The 13,171-nt window shown below is 68.6% G+C and carries 12 protein-coding genes and 1 pseudogene; 6 read left to right on the top strand and 7 right to left on the bottom strand.

Going from position 1 to position 13,171, the window contains the following annotated elements; genetic code table 11:
- Positions 1–47 precede the first annotated feature (47 nt).
- Positions 48–1,052, bottom strand: a complete 1,005-nt coding sequence (locus tag DQP57_RS12640) for an alpha/beta hydrolase (protein WP_430919018.1) — start codon at positions 1,050–1,052, stop codon at positions 48–50.
- Positions 1,053–1,297: 245 nt separating this feature from the next.
- Here DQP57_RS12640 and DQP57_RS12635 point away from each other — a divergent pair, with 245 nt between their 5' ends.
- Positions 1,298–2,143: an SDR family NAD(P)-dependent oxidoreductase gene (locus DQP57_RS12635; protein WP_112633302.1), complete on the top strand. Its 846-nt coding sequence runs from the start codon at positions 1,298–1,300 to the stop codon at positions 2,141–2,143.
- Between the two features lie 16 nt (positions 2,144–2,159).
- Here DQP57_RS12635 and DQP57_RS12630 read toward each other — a convergent pair whose 3' ends face one another.
- From DQP57_RS12630 to mbp1, 4 genes are all read right to left on the bottom strand, one after another.
- Positions 2,160–2,663, bottom strand: coding sequence for an isoprenylcysteine carboxyl methyltransferase family protein (locus tag DQP57_RS12630; protein WP_112633301.1), 504 nt, complete (start codon positions 2,661–2,663; stop codon positions 2,160–2,162).
- 13 nt (positions 2,664–2,676) lie between these two features.
- Positions 2,677–3,699: a type III polyketide synthase gene (locus tag DQP57_RS12625; protein WP_205869109.1), complete on the bottom strand. Its 1,023-nt coding sequence runs from the start codon at positions 3,697–3,699 to the stop codon at positions 2,677–2,679.
- 179 nt (positions 3,700–3,878) lie between these two features.
- Positions 3,879–6,110: a molybdopterin-dependent oxidoreductase gene (locus DQP57_RS12620; RefSeq protein WP_112633300.1), complete on the bottom strand. Its 2,232-nt coding sequence runs from the start codon at positions 6,108–6,110 to the stop codon at positions 3,879–3,881.
- Between the two features lie 87 nt (positions 6,111–6,197).
- Positions 6,198–6,431, bottom strand: a complete 234-nt coding sequence (gene mbp1, locus DQP57_RS12615) for a microaggregate-binding protein 1 (protein ID WP_112633330.1) — start codon at positions 6,429–6,431, stop codon at positions 6,198–6,200.
- A 236-nt stretch (positions 6,432–6,667) separates the two neighbouring features.
- On the opposite strand from mbp1, the gene DQP57_RS12610 reads away from it, so the two are divergent.
- The 3 genes from DQP57_RS12610 (at position 6,668) to DQP57_RS12600 (ending at position 9,738) form a co-directional block, all read left to right on the top strand.
- Positions 6,668–7,108 carry a nuclear transport factor 2 family protein gene (locus tag DQP57_RS12610; protein ID WP_112633299.1) on the top strand — a complete coding sequence of 147 codons (441 nt, stop codon included), beginning with the start codon at positions 6,668–6,670 and terminating at the stop codon, positions 7,106–7,108.
- 293 nt (positions 7,109–7,401) lie between these two features.
- Entirely contained in the window at positions 7,402–8,796 is a 1,395-nt protein-coding gene (locus tag DQP57_RS12605; RefSeq protein ID WP_112633298.1) for a WS/DGAT/MGAT family O-acyltransferase, read from the top strand.
- 60 nt (positions 8,797–8,856) lie between these two features.
- Positions 8,857–9,738, top strand: coding sequence for an alpha/beta fold hydrolase (locus DQP57_RS12600; protein ID WP_205869108.1), 882 nt, complete (start codon positions 8,857–8,859; stop codon positions 9,736–9,738).
- An 8-nt stretch (positions 9,739–9,746) separates the two neighbouring features.
- Here the strand turns inward: DQP57_RS12600 and DQP57_RS12595 are convergent.
- A pseudogene (locus DQP57_RS12595) lies at positions 9,747–9,860 on the bottom strand (SDR family NAD(P)-dependent oxidoreductase); the annotation flags it as partial.
- A complete protein-coding gene (locus DQP57_RS12590) occupies positions 9,860–11,482 on the bottom strand; it encodes a flavin-containing monooxygenase (RefSeq protein ID WP_112633297.1) in 1,623 nt (540 codons plus the stop codon). The pseudogene DQP57_RS12595 and the gene DQP57_RS12590, both read right to left, overlap by 1 nt.
- A 131-nt stretch (positions 11,483–11,613) precedes the next feature.
- Here DQP57_RS12590 and DQP57_RS12585 point away from each other — a divergent pair, with 131 nt between their 5' ends.
- Both DQP57_RS12585 and DQP57_RS12580 read left to right on the top strand, forming a co-directional pair.
- Complete coding sequence (locus DQP57_RS12585) at positions 11,614–11,892, top strand: 2Fe-2S iron-sulfur cluster-binding protein (protein WP_112633296.1); 279 nt, start codon at positions 11,614–11,616, stop codon at positions 11,890–11,892.
- 91 nt (positions 11,893–11,983) lie between these two features.
- Positions 11,984–13,168 carry an acyl-CoA dehydrogenase family protein gene (locus DQP57_RS12580; protein ID WP_112633295.1) on the top strand — a complete coding sequence of 395 codons (1,185 nt, stop codon included), beginning with the start codon at positions 11,984–11,986 and terminating at the stop codon, positions 13,166–13,168.
- The last annotated feature ends 3 nt before the right edge of the window (positions 13,169–13,171 follow it).

Below are 13,171 nucleotides of genomic sequence, written 5' to 3'. Positions count from 1 at the left end.
GCGAACGAGTGGCGAACCGGCCTGCGGGGCAAGTACTTTCGCAGCCTTCAACCCGCAACCGCGGCGTTGCGCAGGCCCCGCACGCTCGGGGCCTTGCTGCGCGCGGCGGTGACATCCTTGACGAAATCACCGATGTACTTCAGGGCACGCCTGCCCTCGGGCAAGACGTCGGCCGCTATCGGGAAGTCGTGAATCTGGCCGTCCCACAAATGCAGATCGCAGTGGATCCCGCTGGCTTCCAGGCGTTTCGCCATCAATTCGGCGTCGGCGACCAACAGCTCGTCGGAGCTGGCGTGAATGGTGACCGGCGGCATCGAGGACAGGTCGGCGTCCACCGGCGAGGCCACCGTGGCATCACCGCGGCCCTCGAAAACCTGTGCCTTGCTGAGGTATTGAGCGAACATCGAGAATGCGCGGCGGGTGAACATGGAGCACTTGCGGGCGTTGCGGTGCTTGAGCTTTCGCACGGGGTCCGCATCGGTGAACGGCGAGATGGTCGCCACGCCGGCCGGCTCCATGATGTCGTCGCTGATCGCCAGCAGGGTGGTCATGAACGCCAGATAGCCGCCGGCCGAGTCGCCCGCGACGACGATCTGGTCGCCGTCGAAACCGCGATCCTGAAGCCACCGAAGGCCGTTGATCCCGTCGTCGATGGCATCGGTGATCTTGTGGGCGGGCAGTTTCCGGTAGGCAACGGTCAGCACCGCGGCGTCGGCCGCTTTCGACAGGCGGGCCACCATCGAGCGATGGGTGTTGAGGCCGCAGGTGAGGAAGGCGCCACCGTGCAGATACAGGATGGCCCGCTCCCCCGATACGCCGGGCGCGCGGACCCATTCCGCGGCGCAGTGCTCCAGTCGCACCGGCTCGATTGTCGCGTCGGACCCGACACGCGGGACCAGCCCCGCGACGCCGTCGACGAATTCGAACGGCCAGCGGAGGTTGGGCGTCAGCGCCCACGCGCGGACGGTGTTCTTGACGATCAGGCGGCTGGCGAGCCCGACTGCGACCGATTGCGGGCTGTGGCGATGGTGGACGCGCCGCGTGATCGCCACGCTCGGCAATATGCGGGCCGGTTCGGTTGCACTCACCATTGGGCTTCAACCTCCTAAGTGGAAGGCGGGTACCCGCCGCAGCGCGAGGTTAATGGGAAACGAACGGAATACAATTGTCGGGTACGTCACGTTTGCTGCGCGACGAGATGGGTACTACTGGTCTAACTCTTTCGCGGTCCTTGCGCGGGCTCGATCCGGGCGGACCGGCTGTTGTCCAGCCCATCGCATGCCCGAAGATATGAGCGATGACACACGCGAAGCGCCCCGTTCCGTTGCTGGCCGGCAGGGTGGCGGTCGTGACGGGCGGCGCGGGCGGTATCGGCGCGGCGACCGCGCGGCTGTTCGCCGAACACGGCGCGGAGGTGGTCATCGCCGACATCGACGCCGACCTGGCCGCCGCGACGGCCGCCTCGATCACCGAATCCGCCGGGTCCGCCCTGGCGGTCGCCACCGACGTCCGTGACCCCGATCAGGTCGCCCGCTTGGCCCGGGCGGTCCTCGACCGGTTCGGCCGGGTCGATGTGCTGGTCAACAACGTGGGCCACTGGCTGCGGCACCCCGGAAGCTTCGCCGACACCGACCCCGGGTTGTGGAACGACCTCTACCGCATCAACCTGCACCACGTTTTCCTCGTCACCCACGCGTTCCTGCCGACCATGGTTGAGCGGCGCGCCGGTGCGATCGTGAACGTCTCGTCGGTCGAGGGGCTGCGGGGCTATCCGGAGGATCCGGTCTATGCCGCTTTCAAGGCCGCCGTCATCGCGTTCACCCGCAGCCTCGCCGTCCAGGTAGGCAACGACGGGGTGCGGGTCAACGCGATCGCACCCGATGTCACCGAATCCCTGCAAGTGCCCTACTCCCAATGGCTTTCGGCCGAGGAGCAGGCGCAGTGGCCGCAGTGGGTCCCGGTCGGGCGGATGGGCGTGCCCGAGGATCAGGCCCGGGCGATCCTGTTCCTGGCCTCGGACCTGTCCGGGTTCGTCACCGGTCACACCATCCCCACCGACGGGGGCACCGGCGCGGCCGGCGGATGGTTCCGCTCGGCGCGCCGCCCCGACCGCCAGTGGACCAATCGGCCCATCGCCCCCTGATCGGGGCCGGCGCCGGTCAGGCGTAGCCCAGCGCGGCGTTCTCCGCGCGGATCCGCACGTTCAGCACCGCGGCGTTGGCCGCGCTGAACACGACCGCGGTCAGCCACGCGGAATGCACCAGCGGGAGCGCGGCGACCTCGGCGGCGACCGCGGCGTAGTTGGGGTGGCGCATCCAGCGGTACGGTCCCCGCCGGACCAACGGCGCGTCCGGGATGACGATCAGCCTCGGATTCCAGCGCCTGCCCAGCACGGTGACGCAGCGCCACCGCACGGCCGTGCTGAGCGCGACGACGGCCAGCATCGGCCAGCCCAGCCACCAGATGAACGGCCGCCCGAGGCTCCAGGTCTCGACGACGCACGACATCAGCAGCAGCGCATGCATGCTGACCATCGCCGGGTAGTGATCGCGGCCGAACTCCTTGCCGCCGTTCGACATTGACCATCGGGCGTTGCGCCGGGCGACCACCAACTCGGCCAGCCGCTCGGCTGCGATCGCGAGGACCAACAGGTAGTAGTACATTCGATGCCCCCCGTCACCACTGCAGCAGGAGTAGCTCGAAGCAGAACCCCGGCCCCATCGCCAGCATCACCCCGAACGCGCCGTCGGACGGCGGCGCGGCGACCGTGCGGCGCAGCACGTCCAGCACGGAGACCGACGACACGTTTCCGTTCTCGCGCATCGAGTTTCGGCTGTGCGCCAGCGCCTCGGCCGGCAGGCCGACCGCCCCCTCGATCGATTCGAGGACCTTCGGACCGCCGGGATGACAGACCCACGCAGAGATGTCGGCGACGGTCAGCCCGTGGCCGGCCAGAAACGCGTCGACCTCGGCGCGCAGGTGGTCGTCGGCCATTTTCGGGACCTCGCGCGACATCACCAGCTGGAACCCGCTCGAACCGACGTTCCAGCCCATCACGTCAACGGAATCGGGGACGACGCTGCTGCGGGTCGCCAGGATACGCGGGCCGCTGGCGCTGTCCGCCAGGGGAATTCGGTCTCCACCGGAAACGACGGCCGCCGCGGCGCCGTCGCCGAACAACGAGACGCCGATGAGGGCGGGGATCGAGGTGTCGTCGCGCTGCAGCGTGAGCGAGCACAGTTCGACAGAGAGCAGCACCGCCACGTGGCCGGGGTAGCCGCGGAGGTAGTCGTGCACGCGCGCCATGCCCGCGGCGCCGGCCACGCATCCGAGCCCGAACAGGGGGACGCGTTTGACGTCGGGCCGCAGCCCGATTCGCGTCATCAGTCGTGCGTCGATGGTGGGCACGGCGATTCCGGTGCTGGAGACCACCACGATGGTGTCGACCTCGTGGGCGGCCACGCCGGCGGCCTCCAGCGCCGAATTGATCGCCCGCTCACCGAGGTCGACGGCGACCTCGAGGTACACGTCGTTGGCCTCGGTAAAACCGCTCAGCCGCGGATACCGCGACAGCGGCAGCGCGAGGCTGCGCTGGTCGACGCCGGCGGTCTGGGCGAAGCGCACGAATCCCGGATCGGTGAATTCGGTGAGTTCGCGCGCGACCTCGTCCTGGTTGTAGCGGTGCGGCGTGAAAGCCACCGCGGTACCGGCGATCCGGGGAGCGCCGCATCCTCGGCCCGCGGCCCGAGGCGGGAAGGGGGAATACGTTGTTGCAGTCATGCCTATGCGGACGACGGCCACCCCGTAAAAGGTTCATCGGATCGGCGCCGGGGTGAGATGAACCACAACGGGACATCGCCCGTTAATCAGCAGACCAATCAGGTTGGCGCGGGCGAGAATCGCGCTTGATCATCGATGATCGTGACAGGAATGCCGTTGAGCGCGCCGTTGCCGGAGGGCTCGTCGATGAAGGTCGGCGGGGAGAGCACGTTGGTGTTCGCGCCGGGTGAGTTGTTGGCCACCGACATCCGGGTGCCCGGTTTGCCGTGCCCCCAGCCGTGGGGCATCGACACGACCCCGGGCTTGATGGAGTCCGTGACTTCCACGGGCACCTTGATCTCGCCGGCCTCCGATTTCACCGTCACGACGTCGCCGTCGGCGATGCCGCACCGGGCCGCGTCGTCAGGATGGATCAGCAACGTGCACCGGTCTTTTCCCTTCATCAGCGCGGGTACGTTGTGCAGCCAGGTGTTGTTCGATCGCAGGTGCCGGCGGCTCACCAGGACGAGCGGTTCGGCGGGCCGCTCCATGCGTGCGGCCAGCCGCGGCAGGTCGTCGAGCAGGTATTGCGGGGCGAGCCGGATCTTTTTGTCCGAGGTGGCCAGGAGGTCGGGCAGCTGCGGCACCATGGGGCCGAAGTCGATCCCGTTCGGGTTGGCCTTGAGCATGTCCAGCGTGAGACCGCCCGGGTTCTTGCCGTACTGGTCGCCGAACGGCCCCGTCCGCAAGGTGAGGTCGAGCATTCGCTCGGGTCCACCGTGGTCGTAGAGCGTGCGGATCTCGGCCCCGTCGAGTCCGCGGGTGAAGGCCAGGTAGTCGAAGAAGCCGTCGTCGATCGCCGCGACGTCCACGTCCTCGGCCGGGGTGCCGGTGCACAGGCCGGTCAGCCGGATCAGGATTTCCCATTCGTGCGGGCGATCGCCCGGATCGAACACCGGGGCCGAATAATTCGCGATGCTGCGGATGGCGAAGAGCAGGATCAGATCGTCGTGGTGCGGTTGCTCGAGCGGGGACAGCCCGGGCAGGATCACGTCGGCGTGCCGCGTCGTCTCGTTGAGCCAAAGGTCAACGGAGATCATCGCTTCCAGCATCGGCAGCACTTCGTCGAGCTTGTCGCCGGCCGGGGTGGACAACACCGGGTTGCCCGCCACGGTGATCAGCGCCTTGAGTTGCCCATCGCCCGGTGTGGCGATCTCCTCGGCCATGCATGACACCGGCGCCTGACCGAGCACCTCCTTGGCGCCGCGCACCCGGGTGTGCCAGCGACCGAATTCCGCTGCGCCGTCCTCCAACCCGGGCAGCGGCGCGGTGGTGATGGACCAGGCGGCCGGGGTGGGAAACATCGCCCCGCCGGGGGTGTCGAAGTGACCGGTCAGGATGTTGATGACGTCCACCAGCCAGCTGGCAAGGCTGCCGAACTCCTGATTGCACAGGCCGATTCGGCCGTACACCACCGATCTCTCGGTGCCGGCGAGTTCGCGGGCCAGCCGTCGGATGCGGTCTTCGTCGATGCCCGTGACGGTGCTGACCCGCTCCGGTGGCCAGTCCGCGACGGCGGCCCGCATGGTGTCGACACCGTCGACATGTGGCCCCGGGTTGGTCAGGCCTTCGGCGAAGAGGGTGTGCGCGACGGCCAGCAACAGCGCCGCGTCGGTTCCCGGCACGATGGGAAGCCACTCGTCGGCGCGCGCGGCGGTCAGGGTGCGCACCGGGTCGATCACGATGACCTTGCCGCGCTTGCGGATACCGTCGATCAGGCCCATCACGTTGGGCGCGGCCAACAGTGAACCCTGCGAGGCGGCCGGGTTGGCGCCCATGATCACCAGCAGGTCGGTGCGTTCGATGTCGGGCACCGGGAAGTTCCACCACAGGCCGTACATCAGGTGCGAGGACAGATTCTTCGGCCACTGGTCGACCGTTCCCGGCGAATACGTGACGGGCATGCCAGACATCCCCATCAGCACGCCGGCATAGCGGGCCAGCGAGAACGAGTGCGCCAGCGGATTGCCGGTGTAGGCGGTGACCGCGCCGATGCCGTACTTCTCGATCACAGGGGTCAGCAGCTCGGTGCAACGGCGAAACGCCGCGTCCCAACTGACTTCCTGCCACTGGCCGTCAACCTTGATCATCGGCGCTCGGATGCGGTCCGGATCGTCGTGCAGGGCCGCAAGCGAGGTGCCCTTCGGGCACAGATGTCCGCGGCTCCACACATCGTCACGGTTGCCGCGGATGCCGGTGACGCGGCCGTCCTCGACATGAATTTCCAAGCCGCACATGGCCTCACACAACGGACACGTGCGCAGGTGGACGCCGTCCTCGCCGGGTTTCATCCACCCACTGTATTCCGCTACCGCGAGTCGCGGAAGTGGGGAATATCGGGGCCCGGCCACGCGTGCGACCGGGCCCCTCGAGTACCGCTACTGCTCGGCTTTTTGCCGCGCCTCGTTGATATCGGCGGCCTTGCGGGCGCTCTCGGCTTCGGCCTCTTTCTGGGCCGCCTCGCGCTGCGCGTCGGCCTTGTCCTGCTGGGCCCGGCCTTCGCGCATCAGGTCGTCGCGCCCGGCGACGGCGCCGGCGACTTCCTTGACCTTGCCCTTGACGCCCTCGACGATGCCCTCGATCGCTTCCTCGGGGCCACTCTTGTCCGACATGCGTTCTCCCTCCATGGCGTGCACGCGCCCGTGTCGTGCGGTCGCCCCCTTTATTGCCCAACCGCGAGATTCTCGAAACGTCGGCGGCGGGTAGCCTTCGCCACAGCCCGCACCGGTGGCTCAAAGCCGTTGCGACCCGGTGTTATTGGCCATACCGGCCCGCCTCGCTGCGGCGCGCCCGCCCGACGGGCCTAGGCTGTTCACCCGAAACGGTCGGCGGGCGAGGAGTCGAGACGGTGGAGATGTGGGAACTGGTCGCCCGCGAGCGAATACGCGACGTCCTGGCGCGCTACAACTGGTCCGGCGACGCCGGCCGGCTCGACGATCTGGCGGCGACGTTCTGCCGCGACGGGGTCCTCGAGATCCGGGGTCTCGAGCCCTTGCACGGGCGGGCGGAGATCGCGACCTTTCTGGGCGGTGTCAGCGGACGGATCGCCGTCGACGCCGACGTCAAACCAATTGTGCGCCATAACGTCGCGAACGTGTTGTTCACCGAGGTGACACCCGACCGGGCCCGGGTCGACTCCTATTTCACCGTGGTCACCCACATCGGTCTGGACCACTACGGCCGGTACCGTGACATCCTGGTTCCCGAGGGTGGCGACTGGCTGATCCAGCACCGCAAAGTCTCGACCGACTGGGCGGCGCCCGACTCCGCGATGGCCCGCCAGCCGTAGGAGGCGGAGCTCGCCGGCGCTGCGAAACCTGTTGTCCGCCAGGCGGTTTTACGCCGCGGGCGGTGGGCGAAAGGGGTCGGCCATGGGACAGCCGCCGGCCGCGGCGAGCGTCCGCGGCGTGGCGATTTCGTTAAATGTCTTGACGAATGTTTGCCAAAAGCCCCTCAACGGCTACAGATAGAAGTCACACACCAAAAGACTGCGGTCTTCCGATCGTGTGCGCTCGAGGAGCCCCGCGACGACTGCGGGTCATGTGACCAGCGGTCATGGCCGCACAAACGAGACGAGCAATAATGCAACGACTCAGCGGATTGGACGCGTTCTTTCTGCATCTGGAATCGCCGACGCAGCCTTTGAATGTTTGCTGCGTGATGGAATTGGATCCCGCGACGATGCCGGGGGGCTACTCCTTCGACCGCTTCCGCGCGGCGCTGTCCGCACAGCTCGATGCCGTGCCCGAATTCCGCCTCAAGCTGGCCGACAACGAACTCAACTTCGACCATCCGGTGTGGGTCGACGACGATCGGTTCGACCTCGCTCGCCACCTGCACCGGGTGGCCCTGCCCTCACCCGGGGGCCCCAGAGAATTAGCGGACATCTGCGGTCACGTCGCGGGACTGCCGCTCGATCGCGATCGGCCGCTGTGGGAGATGTGGGTGATCGAGGGCCTGCACGGCACCGATGCCCTGTCCGTGGTCCTCAAGGTCCACCACGCGGTGGTCGACGGTGTGGGCGGTGCCCACCTGCTCGCGCAGCTGTGCAGCGGCGTGCCGGACGCGCCCCCACCCGAACCGGCCGAGCGCGCCGCCGCGGCGAATCCGCTCCAGATCGCCGCGAGCGGGCTGATCGGGGCGGCGTTGCGGCCGTGGCGGCTGGCCAGGGTCCTGCCGGCCACGGCGCTCACCGTGGCGGAGACGGTGCTGCGCGCCGGCGGCGGGGGCAAGACGATGGCGGCCCCGTTCGCGGCGCCGCCGACGGCGTTCAACGGGGCGTTCACCCGGCGCCGCAACATCGCGCTGACCAGCATGGACCTCGAGGACGTCAAAGCCGTCAAACGCCGGTTCGGGGTGACGGTCAACGACGTCGTGACCGCGCTGTGCGCCGGGGCGTTACGGCAGTACTTCCAGGACCGCCACGCGCTGCCCGACGTCCCCCTGGTCGCGAGCGTGCCGGTGTCGGTCCGCGGTAAGTCCACCCGCACGGGCCGCAACCAGATGACCTGGATGCTGTGCCGCCTCGAAACCCACATCGACGACCCCGTGCAACGGCTGGCGAGCATCGCCGCCGGAAATGCCGCCGCGAAGGACCACTCCGCGGCGCTGGGCCCGACCCTGCTACACGACTGGACGCAACTGGCCGGGCAGACCGTGTTCGGCGCCGCCCGAAGGCTGCTGCCGCGCCTCCCCCTGCCCGAGAACCCGCCGCACAACCTGGTGATGTCGAACGTCGCCGGCCCGCAGGAACAGCTCTACTTCCTGGGCTGCCGGCTCGACGCGATGTATCCGCTCGGCCCGATCATCGCCGGCGCCGCGCTGAACATCACGGTGATGTCGCTCAACGGCCGGCTGGGCATCGGCATCATCTCCTGCCCGGACCTGGTTCCGGACCTCTGGGATCTCGCCGATGCGTTCCCCGCCGCGCTCAAGGAGCTGCTGAATTGCGGCGACCCGGGGGATCGCCCGGGCTGATCCGCCCGGTCAGCGGAACCCCGTCCGCCCTCGCCGGCACGGCATGGCAGGGTGACATCCGTGGCAGACACTTCTGAACCGGCGAGCGTCGCGGCGCACGACCTGCGCGAAATCGGCACTGACAAGGGCGCTTTGCGCTACTACGACACCGGTGGATCCCATTCGGGTCCTGCGCTGCTGTTCCTGCACGGCTCCGGTCCCGGTGTCACCGGCTGGCGCAACTTTCGCGGGGTGCTGCCCGCTTTCGCCGCGCGGTTTCGCTGCCTGATCCTCGAGTTCCCCGGCTTCGGGGTCAGCGACGACTTCGGCGGCCATCCGATGGTGACCGCCTTCGGCACGGTCGCGCCCTTCCTGGACAAGCTCGGCGTCGACAAGGTGCACATCGTCGGCAACTCGATGGGCGGTGGCGTTGGCATCAACTTCGCGACCCACAGTCCGGACCGCGTCGATCGGCTGGTGACCATCGGCGGGATCGGCACCAATATCTTCAGCCCCAGCCCCAGCGAAGGGATTCGGCTGCTGCAGGAATTCGTCGAAGACCCCACGCGGCAGCGGCTGGTCGACTGGCTCAAGTCGATGGTCTACGACCAGGCGCTGGTCACCGACGAGCTGATCGAGGAACGCTGGCAGCTGGCCACCGACGACGGCACCCTGGCCGCGGCGCGCCGCATGTACGGCAAGGCGGCATTCTCCGGGATGAACGCCGCGCTGAACGCCTCCGACCGGCCGCTGCCGTGGGCGACGATGCACAAGCTCACCGCGCCGACCCTGCTGACCTGGGGCCGCGACGACAGGGTGAGCCCGCCGGACATGGCGCTGATCCCGATGCGCACCATTCCCAACGCGGAGCTGCACATCTTCCCCAACTCCGGGCACTGGGCGATGATCGAGGCCAAGGCGGCGTTCGAAAGCACCGTCCTGGCGTTCCTGTCCCGCGGCTAGCTAGGCGCCGCGTCGAGCGCGATCACGTCGGCGCCCTCGTCGGCGAACCGCTCGCAGTGCACCCGGCCGGTCCCCTTCGCGGCGCCGGTGACCACGACGACCTTGTCCCGCAATCCCGTCATCATTCGATTAGATCGAAGCCGCGGTAGCCGGCACCGGCGACCTCGGCGCAGATGTCGTTGTACGTCGCGAAGCCCCCGGTGAACAGCATGAAGCCGCGCGGCTTGCCCGGCACGTTGGCGCCCATGTACCAGGAGTTCGCTTTGGTGAACAGCGTCGTCTCGGCGCGGCGGGCGCATTCGGCGCCCCACCCGTCCACGCTGTCCACGGTGGCTTCCAGGGCGGCGTACCCGTTCAGGTCGAGGAAGGCGATGGCGTCGGCGATCCAATTCACCTGGGCCTCGGCGTGCAGCACCATGTTCGCCAGGACGGCGGGCGCCCCCGGGCCCGAGACCAAGAACAGGTTGGGGAAGCCGTCGACGCCGAGCCCCAGATACGTGCGGGGGCCGTGCGCCCAATCCTCGCGCAGGGCGGTGCCGTGCCGGCCGACGATGTCGATCTTGCCCAGCGCCCCGGTCAACGCGTCGAAACCCGTTGCCAGCACGATCATGTCGACGTCGTGGTGGGCTTCGCTGCCATCGATGCCGGCGGTGGTGATCCCGGTGGCGTCGACGGATCGGATCGGGGTGGCCCGCACGCTGATCAGCGACACGTTCGGCCGGTTGAAGGTCTGAAAGTAGTTGCTGTCGGTGCAGATTCGTTTGGTGCCGATCGGGTGGTCGGTGGGAATCAGCAGGTCGGCGACGGCCGGATCGTCGATGACTGCCCGCACCTTCTCCTCGTAGAACCTGCGGGCCTCGTCGTTGGCCTCCAGGTCGGTCATCTGGTCCGGGAACGTCTTGGAGAACAGCACCCCGCCTTGCTGCCAACGCTTTTCGAACGCCGCGCGCCGCTCCTCGGCGGTGAACTGCATCGTCGGCTTCGGCGCGGTGACGTGCGGCGAGCCGCCGCCGCTGCGCCACGACAGCGCACGGCGCTGCGCGTAACCCGCCTTGATCTCGTCGAGCTCCGCGGCGGACAGCGGCTTGTTGCCGGCCGGGACGCTGTAGTTGGGGGTGCGCTGGAACACGTAGAGATGGGCGGCGGACTCGGCGATGACCGGAATCGACTGAATGCCCGACGATCCGGTGCCGATGACCGCCACCCGCTTGCCGCGGAAGTCGACGGGCCGGTGCGGCCACCTCGCGGTGTGGTGGATTTCGCCGGCGAAGGTGTCCAGGCCGGGGAAGTCCGGGGTCAGCGCGTCCGACAGCGGGCCGGTCGCCATCACCACGAAGCGTGCCGAAAAACGTTGTCCCGCATCGGTGGTGACGGTCCAGCGCAGCGTCGCCTCATCGAGGTGCACCGAGGCCACGCGGGTGCGCAGCGCGATGTCGCAGCGCAGGTCGAGCTTGTCGGCGACCCAGTTCAGGTACGCCAGGATCTCGGCCTGGGTGGCATACCGTTCGGTCCAGTTCCATTCCTGCTGGAGTTCGTCGGAGAACGAGTAGCAGTAGTCGACGCTCTCGACGTCGCAGCGCGCGCCCGGATACCGGTTGTGGTACCAGGTGCCGCCCAGCTCGGGCGCGGCCTCCAGCACCCGCACCGACAGGCCCTGGCCGCGCAGTTTGTGCAGGGCGTACAGGCCGGCGAACCCCGCGCCGACCACGACGACGTCGAGGGACGCTGCGCCGGGCTCACTCACAAGCAATCACCGTAGGGCCTTGGCCCGCGCGGACCGCGCCGCCTCCCGGTGACCGGACGCTTGCGGTGAGTCTTCCCGGCCACCGGGCGTGCGGGCCCGCCGCCCGGTGGCCATCGCCCGACAATCGGCTCATGCCCGACGCCACACGCCTCGAGGTCGAGCTGGACGGCCGGCGGCACCGGTTGGGCTGGCCTCCCGGACAAACGCTGGTCGAGACGCTGCTCGACGCGGGTATCGCTGTGCCCCATTCCTGCCGCGAAGGTCGGTGCGGCTCGTGCGTGGCGACCGTGGCCGCTGGGCGGGTGGACATGGCGCCGTGCGACGTCCTGGACGCGGCGGATCTCGAGGACGGCCTGATACTCGCCTGCCAGGCGAGGGCGGCCGGCGTCGAGGTTCACGTCGAATTTTGACGCCGATGGCGTCCGCTCATCGGGATTTCCTTTGGGACCGGCGCCGACTGCGGTAGACCATTACTGAGCCCACACACGTAAGGACGATGACATGAGCGAGCGGGTACTTGACCGGGTCGTCGAGATGGCCGACCAATTGCGCGAGCAGGCGCCCACGGCCGAGCAGATCGGCCGGCTTACCGACGACACCGTCAAGCTGATGAAGGGCGCCGGGTTGATCCGGATGCTGCAGACCAAGCAGTACCAGGGCTTCGAGGTGCACCCCCGCGAGTTCGCCGAGACGACGATGGCCACCGCGGCACTGGATCCGGCGGCCGGCTGGATCGTCGGCGTCGTCGGCGTGCACCCCTACCAATTGGCCTACGCGGATCCGAAAGTCGCCGCCGAAATCTGGGCCGACGACGTCGACACCTGGATGGCCTCCCCCTACGCGCCGCAGGGCGTGGCCAAACCGGTCGACGGTGGATACCTCTTCAACGGCCGCTGGCAGTTCAGCTCGGGCACCGACCACTGCGACTGGATCATCCTGGGCGCCATGCTCGGCGACGAGAAGGGCATCCCGCTGATGCCGCCGCAGATGCTGCACATGATCTTGCCGCGCAAGGACTACGAGATCGTCGACGATTCGTGGAATGTGGTGGGGCTGCGCGGAACCGGCTCCAAGGACGTGATCGTCAAGGACGCGTTCGTGCCGAGCTACCGGACCATGGACGCGACCAAGGTGATGGACGGCACCGCCCAGCGCGAGGCCGGGATGACCGAACCGCTCTACCTGATGCCGTGGTCGACGATGTTCCCGCTGGGCATCTCCGCGGCCACCATCGGCATCGCCGAGGGCGCGCTCGCCGCGCATCTGGACTATCAGCGCGAGCGCGTCGGCGCCACCGGGACCGCGATCAAGGACGACCCCTACGTCATGCACGCGATCGGCGAGGCGGCCGCCGACATCAACGCCGCGCGCCAGGAACTGCTGGCCAACGCCGACCGCATCTACGACATGGTCGCCGCCGGCAAGGAGGTGTCGTTCGCCGATCGCGCTGCCGGGCGCCGCACGCAGGTGCGCGCGGTGTGGCGCGCGGTGTCGGCGGTCGACGAGATCTTCGCCCGCTCGGGCGGCAACGCGGCGCGGATGGACAAACCGCTGCAACGATATTGGCGCGACGTGCACGTCGGCCAGATGCACGCCATCCACGTGCCCGGCACCACCTACCACGCGTCGGCGCTGAGTTCGATCGGCATCGACCCGCCCGAGGGTCCGCTGCGGGCCCTGATCTAGGAG

The organism is Mycobacterium colombiense, from assembly GCF_003284935.1.
GTDB classification, from domain to species: domain Bacteria; phylum Actinomycetota; class Actinomycetes; order Mycobacteriales; family Mycobacteriaceae; genus Mycobacterium; species Mycobacterium arosiense_A.
This window is presented reverse-complemented; position numbering and strand designations above follow the sequence as displayed.

Coding starts and splice junctions, on each gene's coding strand:
- DQP57_RS12635 (WP_112633302.1), top strand. CDS start 1,298: ATGACACACGCGAAGCGCCCCGTTCCGTTGCTGGCCGGCAGGGTGGCG.
- DQP57_RS12630 (WP_112633301.1), bottom strand. CDS start 2,663: ATGTACTACTACCTGTTGGTCCTCGCGATCGCAGCCGAGCGGCTGGCC.
- DQP57_RS12620 (WP_112633300.1), bottom strand. CDS start 6,110: ATGAAACCCGGCGAGGACGGCGTCCACCTGCGCACGTGTCCGTTGTGT.
- mbp1 (WP_112633330.1), bottom strand. CDS start 6,431: ATGTCGGACAAGAGTGGCCCCGAGGAAGCGATCGAGGGCATCGTCGAG.
- DQP57_RS12605 (WP_112633298.1), top strand. CDS start 7,402: ATGCAACGACTCAGCGGATTGGACGCGTTCTTTCTGCATCTGGAATCG.
- DQP57_RS12585 (WP_112633296.1), top strand. CDS start 11,614: ATGCCCGACGCCACACGCCTCGAGGTCGAGCTGGACGGCCGGCGGCAC.
- DQP57_RS12580 (WP_112633295.1), top strand. CDS start 11,984: ATGAGCGAGCGGGTACTTGACCGGGTCGTCGAGATGGCCGACCAATTG.